Source organism: Tepidimonas sp. (genome assembly GCF_036824975.1).
Taxonomy (GTDB): domain Bacteria; phylum Pseudomonadota; class Gammaproteobacteria; order Burkholderiales; family Burkholderiaceae_C; genus Tepidimonas.
Genome location: NZ_DAISZC010000041.1, coordinates 1 through 17,635, shown reverse-complemented (window position 1 = coordinate 17,635; position 17,635 = coordinate 1). Strand labels below are relative to the sequence as shown.

The window sequence follows — 17,635 nt, the reverse complement described above, 5'->3', positions numbered from 1 at the left end:
GCCCCAGCGGGGCGGTGGCCAACACCATGAAGGTGCCGGCAAAGGAGCGCATTTGCAGCATGATGAAGATGAGCATGAGCGCCACCATCACCGGCTGCAGCTTCTGGATCGAAGCGTTGGCTTTTTCCGACTGCTCCACCGAGCCGCCAATGGCCACGCGGTAGCCGTCGGGCAACTCGGCGCGCAGCGGCTGCAGCGCCTTCCACACTGCAGCGGTGACATCGTTGGGCTGCGCCCCGTGCACCTCTGCCTGCACCGCCACGAACGGCTCGCGGTTGTAGCGCTTGATCACCGGTTCCTCGTAGTGAACCGCTAGCTGCCCCAGTTGGGTGACCGGTATCTTGCGCCCGTCGCGGTTGAGCAGTTCCAAAGCGGACAGCGAGGCCACGTCCAGCCGCTGCGTGCCCTGTGCCCCGCGGGCGATGAGATCGACGCTACGCGTGTCGCGCCGCAGCTGAGTCACCGGCACGCCGTCGAGCAGCAGCTGCAACTGCTGCGCCACGTCTTGCGGGGTCAGCCCCATCAAGCGCAGCCGCTCCAGGTCGGCCTGCAGGTGCAGCACCGGCACGCGCTCGTCCCACTCCAGGTGCGCATCGACCACGTGCGGGTTGGCGGCCATGATGTCGCGCACCCGGTAGCCGATGGCGCGTACGGTGTTGGGGTCGGGGCCAAAGACGCGGAACTGCACCGGCCACGCCACCGGCGGGCCGTACAGCAGGCGCGCCACCCGCACGCGCGCCTCGGGAAATTCCCCTTCGCGGATGTGGCGGTTCAGCGTCTCGATGATGGTGTCGCGCGCGTGCTCGTCGTGCGCCACGACGATGAGCTTGCCAAATGCCGGGTTGGGCGGCTCAGGGTTGGCCGAGATGAAGAAGCGCGGCGCGCCGGCCCCCACGTACGCCGACAGCGTTTTGACCTCCGGCATGGGACTCAGGATCGCCTCCAGCTTGTGCACGGTTTGGTCGGTCACGGCCACCGACGTGCCGTGCGGAAGGTAGACGCTGACCAATACCTCGGGCCGGTCGGAGCTGGGGAAAAATTGCTTTTGCACCACGGTTGCCATGCCAACGGCAGACAGCACCAGCAGGCCCACGGTGGCTGCCACCACCGTCTTGCGGTGCACCACGCACCACGCCACCAACGCGCGCAGGCGCCGGTAGTTGGGGGTTTGGTACAGGTTGGCGTGGTCATGCTGCTGGCCCACCGGTACGCTGCGCAGCAGTTTAACGCCCAAGTAGGGCGCAAACACCACCGCCACCAGCCACGACACGATGAGGCTGATGCCCAGCACCCAAAAGATATTGCCCGCGTACTCGCCCACCCCCGAGCGGGCAAAGCCGATGGGTAAAAAGCCGGCTACCGTCACCAGCGTGCCAAACAGCATGGGCGCGGCGGTGACGTTCCAGGCGTGCGCAGCGGCCCGCACCCGGTCCCAGCCTTCCTCCAGCTTCACCAGCATCATCTCCACCGCGATGATGGCGTCGTCCACCAGCAGGCCCAGTGAGATGATGAGCGCGCCCAGCGTAATACGGTCCAGGTTGATGCCCATCAGCTTCATCACCAAGAAGCTGATGCCCAAGGTCACCGGCACCGCAATGCCCACGATGAGTCCCGCGCGCAGGCCAATGGCCAGCATGCTGACCCCCATCACCACGGCGACGGCCACCAAGAATTTGATCTGAAACAGGTCTACCGCCTTGGCGATGGCGTCGGCCTGGTTGGTCAACTGCGTCAGCTCCATGCCCAGGGGCAGCTCGGCCTTTTCGCGCTCCAGATAGGCGTGCAGGCGCTCGCCCAGTGCCAGGCCGTTTTCTCCCTTGTTCATCACGATGCCGATGAGCACCGCGTCCTGTCCCCGGGCGCGCACCAGGTAGCTGGGCGGTTCTTCAACACCGTGTCGAATGGTGGCGATGTCGCCCAGTCGCAGCACTTTGCCGCCGGCGCGGATGGGCACTTGCGCCAACGCCTTGGGGTCGGCGAGGTCCGCGTCCAGCCGCACGTGCAGGCGCGGGCCGTCGGTTTCCAGCCGACCGGCAGGCACCAACCGATTGCTGGCGTCGATGGCCTCGAAAATCGCCTGCGGGCTCAGCCCCAGGTTGACCAGACGCGCGGTGTCGAACTCGACATACACACGCTGGGTGCGCTCGCCAATCAGCAGCGCCTTGTGCACGCCCTCGATGCGTTGCAGCTGATCGCGCAGCCGCTCGGCTTCCTGCACCAATTCATCCAGGGGCAGGCCCGGCGCGGTCAAGGCCAGCAGGCTGAAGTACACATCGGCAAAATCGTCGTTGGCCAGCGGGCCAATGACGCCGGCGGGCATGTCGCGCTGCGCGTCCCACATGCGCTTGCGCACCTGGTAGAACAACTCGGGCACCTTGGCCTGCGGCGTGTAGTCGTGAAACTCCACCTGCAGCGTGGCCATGCCAGCCCGAATGGTGGTCTCGATGCGGTACAGGTATTCGACCTCTTGAATGCGTTTTTCCAGCCGGTCCACCACCTGGCGCTGCAACTGCTCGGGCGTGGCACCCGGCCAGGCGACGTTGACCTGCATCACACGCACGGTGAAGGCCGGGTCCTCCGCGCGGCCTAGCGAAGCGAACGCGTACACGCCGCCCAGCACGGACAGGATCAGCAAAAACAAGGTCACGGCGCGCTCGCGCACCGCCAGCGCCGACAGATTCGGGAAACTCATCGCGCCAGCTCCCGCACGGCCATGCCTTCCTGCAGCAGATGCGTGCCCAGCGCGACCACGCGGTCACTGCGCTGCAAAGCGCCAGAGACGGTGGCCATACGGTCGTCTACCGCCACCACCTGCACCGGCAGCGGCAGCGCCTGCCCGTCCTGCAGCCGCCACACGCGCGGGCCGTGGCCACGTTCGTCCAGCGCCCCGATAGGCACCCGCCACAGTGGGGTGGCGGGAGTGGGCGCAGCACTGGCGCGGGGCACAGCCTGCACCCGCGCAAAGCGCGTCGAGACGATGCTGCCCAGCGCCATGCTGTCGGGCAGCGCCTCGACCGTGTAGCGCACGCGCCGCGTGCGTCCCAGCGCATCCACCATTGGCGCGGCTTCGCGCAAACGCAGGCCACGGGTTTGTCCGTCGGGCAGCACCGCCTCGCCTTGCGGCGGGGGGGTGACCCCGTCAGGGAAGTGCACCTCGATCTCGCGCGCTCCGTGCTGCGCCAGCACCGCCACCGATTGGCCCGCAGCCACCACTTGGCCCGGCTGGCCGCTGACATCGACCAGCACCCCCGCTGCGGGCGCGCGCAACTCGGCGTAGCCGCGCGCATTGCGCGCCTGAGCCAGACGGGCCTGGGCGGCATCGCGTCGGCTCTGCGCTTCGCGCAGCGCCAGCTCGGCGCGCTCCAGCGCCTGCGCGCTGACAAATTCGCGCGCGCGCAGCTCGCGTACGCGCGCCAGGTCGGCCTGCGCCGTGCGCCAAGCGGTGTCGGTGGCGGCCGCTTCGGCTTCGGCAGCGCGCACCGCCTGCTCCAAATCCACCGGGTCGAGCCGAAACAGTGGCGTGCCCGCCGCCACGGTTTGGCCGGCGTCTACCAGGCGCGCGCTGATGCGCCCCCCAACCTGAAACGCCAGCGGGGCTTCTACCCGCGCGCGCACCGTGCCCGACAGGCCTTGCATCGGCGTCTCCAGCGGCTGGACCGCAGCCGTGCGCACCAGGCGCGGGGCCTCCGACGCCGGCCCAGATGAGGCGGGGGAGCGCTGACAGGCGGTGGTGGCGAGCAGCGTCGACATAACCAACCCCAGGATGGCCAGACGGTGATGACGGATCGGAGCAGAACGTGGCATAGTGCGTGCAGTGTCCGGTATCAATAATTGAACGGCATCGTACCGTAAATGGATTTTCCCCGCAGCCGTGTCCGCAGCAGTTCGCGCGCCGGTCAGCGCCGACGCGGGCGCCCCACCGATCCGGCCAAAGATCGCGCCATTTGGGCTGCAGCCCGGGCCTTGTTGCGCGTGGGGGGCCCGTCGGCACTGACCATGGATCGGGTGGCCCGGGGCGCCGGGGTGTCCAAGGCCACTCTCTACCGGCGCTATCCCAACCGTGCGGCCCTGTTGGAAGCCGTGGTGGAGCAGCGCACACAACACCTGTGGCGCACGCTGCGCGTGCCACCAGACGAGGCTTGGACCGAATGGCGCCCGCGTTTGCAAGGCTTTGTCGAAGCTCTGTTGGCGCTGTTGTGCGGGCGCGAATACCGTCAATTTATTCGGGCGCTGGCGGGGCTGCCCCAACCCGCGGGCGACGTCCAACGCCTCTGGCGTCTGGGCCCGCAGAGGGCGCTGCATGCCCTGAGCGAGTTTTTGCGCCAGGCACACCGCGCGGGTCAATTGCACTGTCCCGATGCGGAGCTGGCGGCCGAACAGCTCCTGGGTTTGACCATGGGACTGGACTTGGTGCGATCGCTGTACCACGTGCCCCAGCGCCGGTGGCGGCATGTGGATCGCCGCACCTACGCGGCGCAGGTGGTGGCCATCTTCTGGCAGGGGTATGCGCCGGCACACACGGCTGCGTCCAGGCCGTTCGTGCAGGACTGAGCGTCTTCGTGTCAATGTTTGTGAGGCATGCGCCGCGCCGATGGCCGCGTCATGCAGCGATGCCGACCGCGTCACCGGGTCATGTGCCTTGGCAGCGACGGCGTCTCGACCCGACTGCCGCAGACGGCGAGGGTGCGGTTGGGCAGCCCATCAGGGCGCTGACAGCGCGCCAAGTGCGGTGTCGTCGTCGATGCCATCGATTGCCACGCGCTTGATGCGGCTGGTGTGTCCGCTGACGATGCGCACGCGCGCACGCGGCACCCCACAGCGCTGCGCGACGAAGGCCACCAGCGCGTCGTTGGCGGCGCCGTCCACCGGCGGGGCGTGCAGCTGCACCTTTGGCTTTCCGTCGTGCCACCCTGCCAAGCGGGTGGCGCGGGCGCCGGGCTGACAATACAAGACAATGAGGGCCATGGCTTCTTCGGCGCGGATTGTCCCCTGGCGCAAGGCGCGGCTCAGGCGGGGCCCACTAACGGGTTGCGGCGAGGGGTTTATCGCGCTGGCGGGGGCCACGATATCACCACGATAGGTCATGGGCGATGGACTTTGTGATGTTCGCGTTGGCGCTGGCCGCCGGTGTCCACATGGTGCGGCGGCGTGAGCAGCATGCCCGCATTCAGCTGTTGGGCCGCCATTTGCAGGGACGCTCGGTCGAGCGGCTGATGCAAACCCTGCTCGATGGTTATTTGCGCGCGCTGGCAGAGGAGGACCCCCAGCGGCGCGACGCCATCTGGGCCATGCTCGATGCTAGCGAAGCGCAGCTGTGCGAGGAACTTAACGCTTTGGCCGCATCCTTCGCCGATGTGTGGCCCGACGACGCGTTGGTGAGCACGCTTGCTGTTGCCCTACCGTACGCCCACAAGTGGTTCCCGCGCGCGACGTTTGACATGCGGCAGGCGCTGCGGTTGCATGCCGAAGGGGTGGCGGCGGTGGTGGCGAACGCGGAAGGACTGACGCGCCGCGACAAAGCCTACCGGTTGAGCGCGGAACTGCTGCTGTTTCAGCACACCTGTCACTGGTTTTGCCGCTCGCGCACGGTAGCATCGGCACGCCTGCTGGCGCGCCACCGCACTGCGTATGAGCAAGTCTTGGCGGCCGTGTCACCCCAGACGCGGCAGGCGTATCGCGCGCTGCTGCGGCGTTGAGTGAGCAGTGCGGCCCCAGTTCAGTGCCAACTGACGGACGCGCGCCGCACGGCGGCGTGCGGCGCCAGGGAGGGCTGGCGTGGGCACATCGGCTGCGCTTGCCCGGCGGCGGGCATCCTGACCGTGCAGCCGAGTTGAGATGGAGGTGTTTGATGAACAACAGGGGCGCTGCGTGAGCAGCGCATGGTGCCGCAAAGAGGATTCGAACCTCCGACCTACTGATTACGAATCAGTTGCTCTACCAGCTGAGCTATTGCGGCAGGGCGAGGTGCCAACGATTCGCGCGGCTGCCTACTCGCAAATAAAGCCCCATTATACAACGCCAACCAGCCGATGAACGATGCCAACGATTCGTGCTTGGCGGGACGCTGGATCGGGCACACCACGCGGCAGAGCTGCCGACGCCGGGCACGTGGGAGACAGAGCTGGCGCGGTTGGGCCTCGTGGCCTACGCCGGGGATGCGGTTGCCGTGGCCGCTTCGTGGTGGTAGCGGGTGAGGCGCTCGACCTCGTTCTTCGACCCCAGGATCACCGCCACCCGCTCGTGCAGCTGGCGCGGTGTGATGTCGAGGATACGCTGCACCCCGTTGGTGGCGGCGCCACCGGCCTGCTCAACGATCCACGCCATCGGGTTGGCCTCGTACATCAGACGCAGCTTGCCAGGCTTGTCCGGCTCGCGCTTGTCCCATGGGTACATGAAAATGCCACCGCGCGACAGGATGCGATGCACGTCGGCAACCATCGAGGCGATCCAGCGCATGTTGTAGTCCTTGCCTCGAGGCCCCTCCTTGCCGGCGAGGCACTCTTCGATATAACGGCGCACGGGCGGCGCCCAGTGGCGCCAGTTGCTCATGTTGATCGCGAATTCGCGCGTATCCTCGGGGATGCGCACGTTGTCCTGCGTCAGGGCCCAGGCGCCTTGTTCGCGGTCGAGCGTAAACATCGCCACGCCGTTGCCCACGGTGAGCACCAGCGTGGTCTGCGGGCCGTAGATGCAGTAGCCGGCCGCCACCTGCTGGCGGCCGGGCTGCAGAAAGTCGGTCTCGCACACCGGGTCGATGGTGTTGGGGTCTTCGCGCTGCTTCTTCAGTACCGAGAAGATGGTGCCAATGCTGACGTTGCAGTCGATGTTGCTGGAGCCGTCCAGCGGGTCGAACAGCAGCAGATACTCCCCCACCGGGTAGCGGTTGGGGATGGGGTGGATGCCGTCCATCTCCTCGGACGCCATCGCCGCCAGGTGCCCGCCCCATTCGTTGGCTTCGATGAGCACCTCGTTGGCGATGATGTCGAGCTTCTTTTGCACCTCGCCCTGGATGTTTTCGGTGCCGGCCGAGCCCAGCACGCCGCCCAGCGCGCCTTTGCCCACGCTGATGGCAATGCGCTTGCAAGCGCGGGCCACGACCTCGATGAGCAGGCGCAACTCGGGTGGTATGCAGCCGTGCACACGCTGCTGTTCGATCAGATAGCGGCTCAGTGATACGGCGGACATGGCGGCTCCTGTTGGGGCGGTTGGGGGTCAATCGGCCAGCGCCCGGCTGATGACCTCGCGCACGTCGGCGCTCAGCGGCTCGTGGGCGGCAACAGCCTGTAGCGCGGCGCGAGCCTGGGTGCGGTACGGTTCGGCCAGTTTTTTCCAGCGGTCCAGCGCGCGCGCCAGGCGCGCGGCCACCTGCGGGTTGAAGGCGTCGATCTCCAGCACGCGGTCGCGCCAGAAGGCGTAGCCTGCCCCGTCGGCCCGGTGGAAGGCAGCCGGGTTGGCGTGGCAGTAAGTGCCGATGAGACTGCGTGCGCGGTTGGGGTTGCGCAGGTGAAAGTCGGGGTGCTGCAGCAGCGCCTGCACGCGCGGCAGGACGTCGCCACCGCGATCGGGCGCGCCGGCCTGCAGCGCGAACCACTTGTCCAGCACCAGCTCCTCATCGCGAAAGCGTTCGTGGAACAGCGCCAGCGCCCGTTCGGCCAGTTCGTGCCCGGCGCTGACCAGGGCGCTGAGCGCCTGGTAGCGGTCGGTCATGTTGGTCGCGTCCTTGAAGCGCTGGTAGGTTTTGCCGGGCCACACCGGGTTGCCGTTGTCGCGCGCGGCCAAGCACAACATGTGCAGCGCCAGCCCGGCGAGCGCGCGCCGTCCGGCCGACGCGGCGTCAGGCTGGTAGGCGCCGCTGTCCTGATGCGTCTCGAAGGCCCAGATCCAGTCGTCGTGCAGGGCGTGGGCCAGCTGCGCGCGCATGGCTTCGCGCACCGCATGGATGCGCTGGGGATCGACCTCGTCGAGCTGCTCGGCGATGTAGGTCTGCGCGGGCAGGGTGAGCGCCAGCTCCTTGAAGGCCGGATCGAGCGCCGGATGCCGCAGCACCGCGCGCAACGCCTGCAGCGTGTCGGCATCCAGCGGCTCGTGCACCAGGCTGTCGGTGCGCACCGCCGCCAGCGCCCGCCGCAGCATCAATTGCTGGCCCGCTTCCCATCGGTTGAAGGGGTCGGTGTCGTGCGCCAGCAGCACGCGCAGGTCGTCGTCGCTGAGGGGCTGCTCCAAGATCACCGGGGCACTGAAGCCACGCAGCAGCGAGGCGATCGGTGCGCTGTCGATGCCGTCGAATACCACCTCGGTCTGCGCGTCGTGCAGCACGATCAGGCGCTCGCTACCCGGCAACAAGTGGCCTTGGTGGTCGAACAGCGCAGCCGCCACCGGGATGACGAACGGTTCCTTGTGCGGCTGCCCGGGCGTGGGCGGGCAGCTCTGGCGCAGCGTCAGGGTGTAGGTGCGGGCCTGGGCGTCATAGTGTCCGCTGGCGTGCACGCGCGGGGTGCCGGCCTGGGCGTACCAGCGCTTGAACTCCGGCAGCGAGCGCGCCAGTGCGCTGTCCGGGTTGGCATCGGCCATGGCCTGGGCAAAATCGTCACAGGTCACGGCCTGCCCGTCATGACGCTCGAAGTACAGCTTCAGACCCCGGGTGAAGCCGTCGCGGCCCACCAGCGTCTGCATCATGCGCACCACCTCGGCACCCTTTTCGTACACCGTGACGGTGTAGAAATTGTTGATTTCGGCGTACTGGTCGGGCCGCACCGGGTGCGCCATGGGGCCGGCATCTTCAGGGAACTGGGCGGTGCGCAGCACGCGCACGTCCTCGATGCGCTTGACGGCGCGCGCCGAGGGGCTGCCGGCCATGTCCATGCTGAATTCTTGGTCGCGAAAAACCGTCAGCCCTTCTTTGAGGCTGAGCTGGAACCAGTCGCGGCAGGTGACGCGGTTGCCTGTCCAGTTGTGGAAGTACTCGTGGGCCACCACCGATTCGACGTTGGCGAAGTCGGTATCGGTGGCGGTGGCCGGATGAGCCAGGATGTACTTGGCGTTGAAAATGTTGAGGCCCTTGTTTTCCATCGCGCCCATGTTGAAGTCGCTGGTGGCGACGATCATGAAGCGCTCCAGGTCCAACGGCAGGCCAAAGCGCGTCTCATCCCAGGCGATGGCGGCCATGAGCGAGCGCATGGCGTGCTCGGTCTTGTCCAGGTCGGTCGGCCGGACGTAGATTTGCAGCAGGTGGTCGGTGCCGCTGCGGCTGCGGATGGGCTGACTGCGGCAGACCAGGTTGCCAGCCACCAGCGCGAACAGGTAGCACGGCTTGCGGTGCGGATCGACCCAGCGCGCGTAGTGGCGACCGCCGTCCAGGTCGCCCGCTTCGACCAGGTTGCCGTTGGACAGCAGCACCGGGTAGCGCGCTTTGTCGGCGCGTAATGTCACGGTGTAGGTGGCCATGACGTCGGGCCGGTCCAGGAAGTAGGTGATGCGTCGGAAGCCCTCGGCCTCGCACTGGGTGAAGAACGTCCCCTGGCTGACGTACAGGCCCATGAGCTGGGTGTTTTTCTCGGGCGAGCAGGTGGTGAAGATCTCCAGCTCGAACGGCTCGTCGCCTTCGGGCAGGTTTTCCAGCACCAGCTGGGCGCCGTCGATGCGAAAGCTCGTGCCCGTGCCGTTGACCAGCACGCGCGCTAGCGTCAGGTCTTCGCCGTCCAGGCGCAGCGGCTGGCGCGGCTGATCGGGGTTGCGGCGCACGCGCATGCGGCTGAGCACGCGCGTCTTGGCGGGGTCGAGGTCGAAGGTCAGATCGACCGTGTCGATCCAGTAGGCCGGCGGGGCGTAGTCCTCGCGGCGGATGAGGCGGGCAGCGCCGTCACGCAGTGCGGTCATGTCGGGGTTCCGTTCCGGTAGCAGGGGCGGGGCGGTCAGATGCCCTGTTTGAGGGCGGCTTCGATGAAGACATCCAGATCGCCGTCGAGCACCTTCTGGGGGTTGGAGACTTCGACGTTGGTGCGCAGATCCTTGATGCGGCTTTGGTCGAGCACATAGCTGCGGATCTGGTGGCCCCAGCCGACGTCGGTCTTCGAAGCCTCCAGTTGTTGCTGGGTCTCCAGGCGCTTGCGCATCTCGAGTTCGTACAGCTTGGAGCGCAGCCGTTGCCAGGCCAGGTCGCGGTTGGAGTGCTGACTGCGGCTGTCTTGTGCGGTGACGACGATGCCGGTGGGGATGTGCGTCAGGCGCACCGCCGAGTCGGTTTTGTTGATGTGCTGCCCACCAGCGCCACTGGCGCGATAAGTATCTACGCGCACGTCGGCCGGGTTGATTTCCACTTCTATGGTGTCGTCGATTTCCGGGTACACGAACACCGAGGCGAACGAGGTGTGGCGCCCGCCCGAGGAGTCGAACGGCGACTTGCGCACCAGGCGGTGCACGCCGGTTTCGGTGCGCAGCAGCCCGAAGGCATAGTCGCCCTCGACGCGGATGGTGGCGCTCTTGATGCCCGCGGTGTCGCCCGGCTGCTCGTCCTCCACCGTGGCGGTAAAGCCCTTGCGTTCGGCGTAGCGCAGGTACTGGCGCAGCAGCATCTGCGCCCAGTCGCAGGCTTCGGTACCGCCGGCTCCAGCCTGGATGTCGATGAAGCAGTTGTTGGGATCGGCGGGGTTGCTGAACATCCGCCGGAATTCCAGCCGCTCCACCTCGGGGGCGATGCGCTCGACGTCGACCTCGATCGTCAGCAGCCCGGCCTCGTCGCCGTCCTCACGCGACATGGCAAACAGCTCGGTGTTGTCGGCCAGTTCCTGCGTCAGCCGGTCCAGCACCAGCACCACGTCTTCCAGCGACTTCTTTTCCTTGGCCAGATCTTGCGCGCGCTTGGGGTCGTTCCAGACGTTGGGGTCTTCCAGCGCGGCGTTGACCTCCGACAGCTTCAGCGCCTTGGCATCGTAGTCAAAGAAACCTCCGTAGGTCGGCGACGCGCTGCGTCAGATCCTGCAGGCGGTTGGACAGGGCGTTGATGCGTTCGGCTTCCATGGGTATGGCCCTTGTTCGATCGAATGGGTTGTGTGCAGACAAACGCGTAATTTTCTCACGCCAGGTGGGGGCGTGTGAAAGCCGCAATGGATGGATGTCGCTGCTCTGCAGGCCGCCCAAACGACGGCAGAGGGATCGGTCTGCGTGAGACGTCCTGGGCTGGGCGGCGGGCCTCGGGCCGTGCGGCACCCGCATCGCTGGCGCGGGTGGTTCGAGCCCAGGCCGCGTCAGGGCTGGGGCGCTTGGCGAGCTATGCCCCGTCGCGCCGTCCCAGCTGGGCCAGCAGCATGCCCGCCACGATGAGGGCGGCACCGCCCCAGCCGCGCCAGCCGATCATCTCACCCAGCACCCACCAGCCACCGATGGCGGCAAATACCCCTTCGCTGCTGTAGATGATGGCCGCGTGCGAGGCGCGCGCGGTGCGCTGCGCCACCACTTGCAGCGTGTAGGCGATGCCGATGGACAGCAGCCCACCCCAGGCGATGGCGCCAGCCGCGTCGGCCAGTGCGCGGGTGTGGATGGGTTCACCGCGTGCCAGCGCGGCCAGCCACGACAGCCCCCCGGCCACCAGATACTGCAGGATCGACAGCCGGATGGCGTCGTGCCGCCGTGCCCAGTGGCCCACCAGCAGCACGTGCACCGCCCACACCGCGGCCGAACCCAGTTGCAGCCAGTCACCGGGTGCGATGGCCGACTCGGGCGGCACGCTCAGGAAGTACAAGCCCGCCGTGGCCAGCGCCACCGCGGCCCACACCGCCCATCCGACGGGCTGGCCGAGCAGGCGCATCAACACCGGCACCAGCACCACGTATAGACCAGTGATGAAGCCGGCGTTGGACACCGTGGTGCCCAGCAGTCCCACCTGCTGCAGGTTGATGGCGACGAACAGCACCAGACCGAGCAGCGCGCCGTCGCGCCACAGACCTGCGCTGTCCACCCGCGGCACGGCGGCAAATGGCCCACTGCGCCACCACCACAAGGGCGCGATCAGCGCCACGCCCAGGGTCATGCGCGCGGCGGTGTAGGTGAACGGGCCCACGCTGTCCATGCCCAATTGCTGGGCGACGAACGTCGAGCCCCAGATGGCCGCCACGGCCAGCATCAGCGCGTCGGTGCGCCAAGTGTGTGCCGTCATCTCAGTTCCCCGCCGCTCGTGCCACCGCCGGTTGCGGGTCGGCGGCGTCCAGATGGGTTTCGATCAGCGCGGCCACCCGCTGCGGCTGATCATGATGCAGCATGTGGCCGGCGTCTTGCACGCGCTCGATGCGGCAGTGCGGCACCACCTGCAGGCGGCGGAAGAACTCGGCCAGCGAATGCTCGCCGTGCGGGAACCACTGCGCCAAGCTGTCATCGCTGGCCACGACGACCAGCACCGGCGCCTCGATAGCGGCGTGAACCGCCAATACCTCGTCGAGGCGGTACAGCTGGCTGCTGCGCACCTTGTGCGCCGCGTCTCCACGGATGATCCAGGTGCCGTCGGGCTGCGCCGGCTCGGCCGGCCGGCCCCAGTGCCGCGCCAGCCAGTGAGCTCGGTCGGCGCTCAGGCGCCGGTTGGTCTTCATCAGGCGCCGCGCCACGCCCTCCACGCCGGGGTAAGTCTTCAGCGTCAGCGTGCCCTCGTGCAGCGCGTGCAGTTCGTCCAGCCACGCGGCGTAACGGCGCGGGGCCTGGGTGGGTTGGGATGCGGGCAGGCCAAAACCTTCCAGGTTGACCAGGCGCCGCACCCGCTGCGGCCGCACGCCGGCGTACAGCATGGCGACGTTACCACCCATGCTGTGGCCCACCAGATCCACCGGGGCGTGGGCAGCGCGCCGTAGGCGGCGGTTGACGCGCTCGATCAGGAAGTCCAGATCGGCCAGGTAGTCGGCGAACAGGTAGTGGTCTGCCGCGCCATACGGCGGCGGGTCGGTGTCGGGGGGCAGGTGTGCGGCACGGGTCAGGCCAAAGCCGCGCCAGTCGGGGGCAACGCAATGGCGATCGTGTGTCAAGGCGTCGACCACGAACTGCCACGAGGCGCCCACATCCATCCAGCCATGCAGCAGCCACAGCGGGGGGCGGTCTGGGCTGGGCTTTCCCCACTCCCACAGGTGATAGCGTTGATCGCGCAGCGTCTCGAAGGTGCTACGCGCGGGGCGTCGAACTTGGTACATTTGCGCGATTATTGAGGAGACCTCAAGGGTGCCCACGATGCCCAGTCCCGTCCACGACACCACGGCCACTGACGCCTACGACGCGCTGCACGGCGAATTTCGCTGGCATGTGCCCGCGCGCTTCAACATCGCCGAGGTGTGCGTGCGCCGCTGGGCCCGGCGGCGCGTCAGCGCTCGGGCAGCGGCGATCATCGAAGACGGCCCGGGGTGGGCCCATGCGCGTGTACACACCTACGGCGATTTGGCCGCCGAGGCCAACCGGCTGTCCAACGCATTGCGTCTGCTGGGCGTGCGTCCCGGTGACCGGGTGGCGATCGTGCTGCCGCAACGGTTCGTCACCGCAGCGGCCTACGTGGCGGTGTGGCAGCTGGGAGCGGTGGCGGTGCCGCTGTCACAGCTGTTTGGGCCGCAGGCGCTGGAGTACCGGCTGCAGGACAGCGCCGCGACGCTGGCCCTGGTGGACGACGAGACCGGCCCAGGCGTGATGGCGATCCGTGACCGCTGCCCGGCGCTGCGCGACGTCGTCGGGTTGACCGGCGCCTTTGACACCGAGGTGATCGACTGGCCGCAGGCGCGCGGCGGGCTACGCAAGCGCTTCGAGGTGAACGACACGGCCGCAGACGACCCGGCTGTACTGATCTATACCAGTGGCACCACCGATAATCCCAAAGGGACGCTGATCCCGCACCGGGCGCTGATCGGCAATCTGAGCGGCTTTATCTGCAGCCAGAACTGGTTCGGCTTCGATCCGTGGGATGCGCGGGTGCGCAGCGACGCCGTGTTCTGGAGCCCGGCCGACTGGGCATGGACGGGCGGCCTGATGGATGCGCTGTTGCCCACGCTGTACTTCGGCCGCCCGATCGTGGCCTGGCGTGGTCGCTTCGATCCTCTGCAGGCGTTTGCGCTGCTGCAGCGCCATCGCGTCACGCACACTTTCCTGTTTCCGACGGCCCTCAAGGCCATGATGAAGGCCGTGCCTGAGCCGCGCCGCCACTACCGGCTGCATCTGCAGGGCATCATGAGTGCGGGCGAAGCGGTAGGCGACGCGGTGTTTGCCTACTGCCGCGATCAGCTGGGGGTGGTCGTCAACGAGATGTTTGGCCAGACCGAAGTCAACTACGTGGTGGGCAACTGCGCCCGGCTATGGCCGGCCAAGCCCGGCAGCATGGGCAGGGCCTACCCGGGGCACCGGGTGGCGCTGCTGGACGAGGATGGCCAGCCGGTCCCGCCGGGCACGGTCGGCGAGGTGGCGGTGCACCGGCGCGACCGCCACGGCGACCCCGATCCAGTGTTCTTCCTGGGCTACTGGAGCAACGAGAAGGCTACGCGCGCCAGGTTTACCGGCGATCCCGCCGACAGTTGGTGCCGCACCGGCGATTTGGCGCTGCAGGACGCCGACGGCTACCTGTGGTACCAGGGGCGCTCCGATGACGTGTTCAAGGCGGCCGGCTACCGCATCGGGCCGGCCGAGGTGGAGAACTGCTTGGTCAAACACCCGGCGGTGGCCAATGCCGCCGTCGTGCCCAAGCCGGATGCCGAGCGGGGCGCCGTGGTCAAAGCCTACGTGGTGCTGACGCCCGAATGGGTCGAGCGACGCGCGCACAGTGCAAACCCCGCGCAGGAGTTCGACCCCGCCCTGGTGGCCGAGCTGCAGGCCTGCGTCAAGGAGCGCCTGGCCCCGTACGAGTATCCGAAGGAGATCGAGTTCATTGACGCGCTGCCGATGACCCCCACTGGCAAAGTGCAGCGGCGGGTGTTGCGGCTGCGGGAAATTGAGCGGGCGCAGCAGCACACTTCACCGGGGGGCTTGGCGTGATGAACCGGCAGGTGCTAAGGCGAGGGTGCCCCGGTGCAAGCGCCGTCTTTGCCGTGCCGGTTCCGCGCGGGCCAACAGGGGCTGTGCGGTGGCCCGCCTCGTTCACCGAAGACGACCTCTCGGGTAGCCGGTTCGAGTACCAGTTCAATCACGGAGTGCAGTATTCATGACCCCCGTTCCGTTGGCCGCGAGCGGCCTGACCGTGTCGCCCATCTGCCTAGGCACCATGACTTTTGGCGAGCAGGTGTCCGAGTCAGACGCGCACGCCATCCTGGACCGGGCGCTGGAGCGCGGGGTCAACTTCATCGACACCGCCGAGATGTACGCGGTGCCTGCTCGTCCCGAAACTTATGGCGCCACCGAGACCATCATCGGGCGTTGGTTGGCCAGCCGCCCGGGGGTGCGGCAGCGCGTGGTGCTGGCCACCAAGGTGGCTGGGCCGTCGCGCGGCATGCCATGGATCCGTGGCGAGCAGGCGGGGCTGACCCAGGCCGAGATCATCGCTGCCTGCGAAGGCAGCCTGCGCCGCCTGCAGACCGACGTGATCGACCTCTACCAGATCCACTGGCCGGCGCGCAACGTACCGATGTTTGGTGCGCTGACCTTCGACCCCAGCAAAGACCGTCCGTGTGCCAGCATCGTCGAGCAGTTGGAGGCGCTGGATTCGTTGGTGCGCGCTGGCAAGGTGCGCGCGGTGGGGCTGTCCAATGAAACCCCTTACGGCGTGCACGAATTCGTGCGCGTGGCCGAGCAGCACGGTCTGCCGCGCGTGGCCACGGTGCAAAACCCCTACTGTTTGATCAACCGCAGCTACGAAAACGGACTGGACGAGACCTGCCACCGGTTGGGCGTGGCGCTGCTGGCGTACTCGCCGCTGGGCTTTGGGCTGCTGACCGGCAAATACGACGACACCGGTCTGGTTCATGATGGACCGCCACAGGGCCGGTTGGCGTTGTTCGAGAGCATGCGCAAGCAGCGCTGGGGGCGTCCTGAGGCGCTGGCTGCGGCACGCCGCTACAACGCGCTAGCGCGCGAACACGGGCTGACGCCGACCCAGCTGGCGCTGGCGTTTTGCTACCGCAATTGGCGCGTCGCCAGCACGATCATTGGCGTGACCACGTTGGCGCAACTGGACGCCTGCCTGGATGCGTGGGATGTGCAGTTATCTGCCGAGGTGTGGGAGGCGGTGGACCGTATTCGCTGGGAGATTCGCGATCCGGCCCAGTGAGCGTGGCCAGTGCATCCGGCCAACTGCGCATGGTGCCGGGGTGGGCGACGGGGGTCGGGTGAGCTCGCGGCTTCGCCGCCGGTTGGCTGCAGGCGCGCAGGGCCGTGCGGGGCTGCTGTTGGCGCCAATCACACCCGCGTGGAGCCGGGATGATCAGGATAGGTGAGGAGCGACGACGATGCAGGAGTGGTGGATGTCGTGGGTGGCCATCGGCCTGGCGTATGCGGTGGGTTCGCTGTCGTTTGCGGTGCTGGTCAGCCGCGTGATGGGGCTGAGCGACCCACGCACCTACGGCAGCAAAAACCCAGGGGCGACGAACGTACTGCGCTCGGGCAACAAGGCAGCGGCGGCGCTGACGCTGCTACTCGACGCCGTCAAGGGCTGGTTGCCGGCATGGGCGGTGCTGCACTGGGGTGGGGCCTGGGGGCTGGGGCCGGCGACGCTGGCGGCCGCCGGATTGGCCGCTTTTTTGGGGCACCTGTTTCCGGTGTTCTTTCGCTTTCAGGGGGGCAAGGGAGTGGCCACTGCCGCCGGTGTACTGCTGGCGTTCGAGCCCTGGCTGGGAGTAGCCGTCATTCTGAGCTGGGTGCTGGTGGCGCTGTTTTTCCGCTACTCGTCGCTGGCGGCCATCGTTGCGGCAATATTCGCACCCCTGTGCTACTGGTTTGGCGACGGCGTGGTGTGGGAGGTGCAGGGCCCGGTGGGCGTGGCTGTGGCGGCCATGTCGGTGCTGCTGCTGTGGCGGCATGTCGGCAACATTCAGCGCCTGCTGGCCGGACAGGAAAGCCGCATCGGCGAAAAGCGCTCGGCGCCCCATTGAGGCCGCGGCGCGGTGCCGTACCGGGCGGGGCGCGCGCGTGCCCAAACTTCAGCGCTGCAGTGCCAGACGCGACAGCTGCAGCAGCCGAACATGGTTTGGGCGCGCACGGACGGTGGCGGTTTGCAGCGCGGCCTCGATGGCGTGCACCTCGTTGCCGGTGTCGATCAGGGCCGGCTCCGGAATCGGGTGTCCGTCTCGGTCAAGAATGGCGCTCACCCAGGGTTCGCCAGGGCGGCCCGAGCGGCGCAGCACCACGGCGACGCTGCCGTCGGCCAGGCGCACGTAGGTGCCCGGCGGGCAGACACCCAGTGTTTGCAGCAACGCGCGGCCAATGTCGTCCAGTCCACCGTAGGCGGGCAGCAGCAACGCGCGCGCTGAATCGGTGACGTTGCGCCCGGGGCGGGTGCGGCGCGGACTGATGAGCGCCGTGTAGCGGTCCATGCGCTGCAGCAGGCGCAGTGTCAAGTCGCCACGATCGGGTTCGTGGTGCTGCTCGACCAAATCGAGCCAGCGTTCGTCGCGCACACCGCGCTCGCGCAGGCTTTGCGCACCCCGCGCCGGATGGGTGTCGATGAGGGCGCGCTGTTCCTCGGTGGGCGGGGTTT

General features: G+C 67.8%; 13 protein-coding genes, 1 tRNA gene and 1 pseudogene. 5 read left to right on the top strand and 10 right to left on the bottom strand.

Annotation, left to right across the window (positions count from 1 at the left end; all coding sequences use genetic code 11):
* The coding region (locus V7Z54_RS06310; RefSeq protein WP_334135204.1) for an efflux RND transporter permease subunit at positions 1–2,692 on the bottom strand (2,692 nt) is incomplete at its 3' end.
* Positions 2,689–3,750 carry an efflux RND transporter periplasmic adaptor subunit gene (locus V7Z54_RS06305; protein ID WP_334135205.1) on the bottom strand — a complete coding sequence of 354 codons (1,062 nt, stop codon included), beginning with the start codon at positions 3,748–3,750 and terminating at the stop codon, positions 2,689–2,691. The genes V7Z54_RS06310 and V7Z54_RS06305, both read right to left, overlap by 4 nt.
* A gap of 102 nt (positions 3,751–3,852) precedes the next feature.
* Between V7Z54_RS06305 and V7Z54_RS06300 the strand changes: the two genes are divergently transcribed.
* Positions 3,853–4,551, top strand: coding sequence for a TetR/AcrR family transcriptional regulator (locus V7Z54_RS06300; RefSeq protein WP_334135203.1), 699 nt, complete (start codon positions 3,853–3,855; stop codon positions 4,549–4,551).
* Positions 4,552–4,701: 150 nt separating this feature from the next.
* On the opposite strand, the gene V7Z54_RS06295 is transcribed toward V7Z54_RS06300, so the two are convergent.
* A complete protein-coding gene (locus tag V7Z54_RS06295) occupies positions 4,702–4,965 on the bottom strand; it encodes a DUF167 domain-containing protein (protein WP_334135202.1) in 264 nt (87 codons plus the stop codon).
* Between the two features lie 125 nt (positions 4,966–5,090).
* Between V7Z54_RS06295 and V7Z54_RS06290 the strand changes: the two genes are divergently transcribed.
* Entirely contained in the window at positions 5,091–5,696 is a 606-nt protein-coding gene (locus V7Z54_RS06290) for a hypothetical protein (protein WP_334135200.1), read from the top strand.
* Between the two features lie 184 nt (positions 5,697–5,880).
* Here V7Z54_RS06290 and V7Z54_RS06285 read toward each other — a convergent pair.
* The 6 genes from V7Z54_RS06285 to V7Z54_RS06260 all read right to left on the bottom strand — a co-directional run bounded on the left by V7Z54_RS06285 (position 5,881) and on the right by V7Z54_RS06260 (position 13,166).
* Positions 5,881–5,956, bottom strand: a tRNA-Thr gene (locus V7Z54_RS06285).
* A gap of 188 nt (positions 5,957–6,144) precedes the next feature.
* Complete coding sequence (locus V7Z54_RS06280; protein WP_334135199.1) at positions 6,145–7,185, bottom strand: class 1 fructose-bisphosphatase; 1,041 nt, start codon at positions 7,183–7,185, stop codon at positions 6,145–6,147.
* Between the two features lie 27 nt (positions 7,186–7,212).
* Entirely contained in the window at positions 7,213–9,876 is a 2,664-nt protein-coding gene (gene pepN / locus V7Z54_RS06275) for an aminopeptidase N (protein ID WP_334135195.1), read from the bottom strand.
* Between the two features lie 35 nt (positions 9,877–9,911).
* A protein-coding gene (gene prfB, locus V7Z54_RS06270; protein WP_334135194.1) for a peptide chain release factor 2 occupies positions 9,912–11,016 on the bottom strand; the annotation gives its coding sequence in 2 pieces (ribosomal slippage) (positions 9,912–10,934 and positions 10,936–11,016; 1,104 coding nt in all).
* A gap of 250 nt (positions 11,017–11,266) precedes the next feature.
* Positions 11,267–12,151 carry a DMT family transporter gene (locus tag V7Z54_RS06265; protein WP_334135193.1) on the bottom strand — a complete coding sequence of 295 codons (885 nt, stop codon included), beginning with the start codon at positions 12,149–12,151 and terminating at the stop codon, positions 11,267–11,269.
* A gap of 1 nt (position 12,152) precedes the next feature.
* Positions 12,153–13,166 carry an alpha/beta fold hydrolase gene (locus tag V7Z54_RS06260; protein WP_334135192.1) on the bottom strand — a complete coding sequence of 338 codons (1,014 nt, stop codon included), beginning with the start codon at positions 13,164–13,166 and terminating at the stop codon, positions 12,153–12,155.
* A gap of 37 nt (positions 13,167–13,203) precedes the next feature.
* Between V7Z54_RS06260 and V7Z54_RS06255 the strand changes: the two genes are divergently transcribed.
* From V7Z54_RS06255 to plsY, 3 genes are all read left to right on the top strand, one after another.
* Complete coding sequence (locus V7Z54_RS06255) at positions 13,204–14,982, top strand: acyl-CoA synthetase (RefSeq protein ID WP_334135190.1); 1,779 nt, start codon at positions 13,204–13,206, stop codon at positions 14,980–14,982.
* A gap of 166 nt (positions 14,983–15,148) precedes the next feature.
* On the top strand, positions 15,149–16,210 hold the full coding sequence (locus tag V7Z54_RS06250; protein WP_334135189.1) for an aldo/keto reductase: 1,062 nt from the start codon (positions 15,149–15,151) through the stop codon (positions 16,208–16,210).
* Between the two features lie 178 nt (positions 16,211–16,388).
* Positions 16,389–17,030, top strand: a complete 642-nt coding sequence (plsY, locus tag V7Z54_RS06245; RefSeq protein WP_334135188.1) for a glycerol-3-phosphate 1-O-acyltransferase PlsY — start codon at positions 16,389–16,391, stop codon at positions 17,028–17,030.
* 48 nt (positions 17,031–17,078) lie between these two features.
* On the opposite strand, the pseudogene V7Z54_RS06240 reads toward plsY, so the two are convergent.
* Positions 17,079–17,635: pseudogene (locus V7Z54_RS06240) on the bottom strand (phosphodiesterase); the annotation flags it as partial.

Bases quoted from the DNA above. Each gene is read 5' to 3' on its own strand.
- V7Z54_RS06305 (WP_334135205.1), bottom strand. From the start codon at position 3,750: ATGTCGACGCTGCTCGCCACCACCGCCTGTCAGCGCTCCCCCGCCTCA.
- V7Z54_RS06300 (WP_334135203.1), top strand. From the start codon at position 3,853: ATGGATTTTCCCCGCAGCCGTGTCCGCAGCAGTTCGCGCGCCGGTCAG.
- V7Z54_RS06295 (WP_334135202.1), bottom strand. From the start codon at position 4,965: ATGGCCCTCATTGTCTTGTATTGTCAGCCCGGCGCCCGCGCCACCCGC.
- V7Z54_RS06290 (WP_334135200.1), top strand. From the start codon at position 5,091: ATGGACTTTGTGATGTTCGCGTTGGCGCTGGCCGCCGGTGTCCACATG.
- V7Z54_RS06280 (WP_334135199.1), bottom strand. From the start codon at position 7,185: ATGTCCGCCGTATCACTGAGCCGCTATCTGATCGAACAGCAGCGTGTG.
- pepN (WP_334135195.1), bottom strand. From the start codon at position 9,876: ATGACCGCACTGCGTGACGGCGCTGCCCGCCTCATCCGCCGCGAGGAC.
- V7Z54_RS06265 (WP_334135193.1), bottom strand. From the start codon at position 12,151: ATGACGGCACACACTTGGCGCACCGACGCGCTGATGCTGGCCGTGGCG.
- V7Z54_RS06260 (WP_334135192.1), bottom strand. From the start codon at position 13,166: ATGTACCAAGTTCGACGCCCCGCGCGTAGCACCTTCGAGACGCTGCGC.
- V7Z54_RS06255 (WP_334135190.1), top strand. From the start codon at position 13,204: ATGCCCAGTCCCGTCCACGACACCACGGCCACTGACGCCTACGACGCG.
- V7Z54_RS06250 (WP_334135189.1), top strand. From the start codon at position 15,149: ATGACCCCCGTTCCGTTGGCCGCGAGCGGCCTGACCGTGTCGCCCATC.
- plsY (WP_334135188.1), top strand. From the start codon at position 16,389: ATGCAGGAGTGGTGGATGTCGTGGGTGGCCATCGGCCTGGCGTATGCG.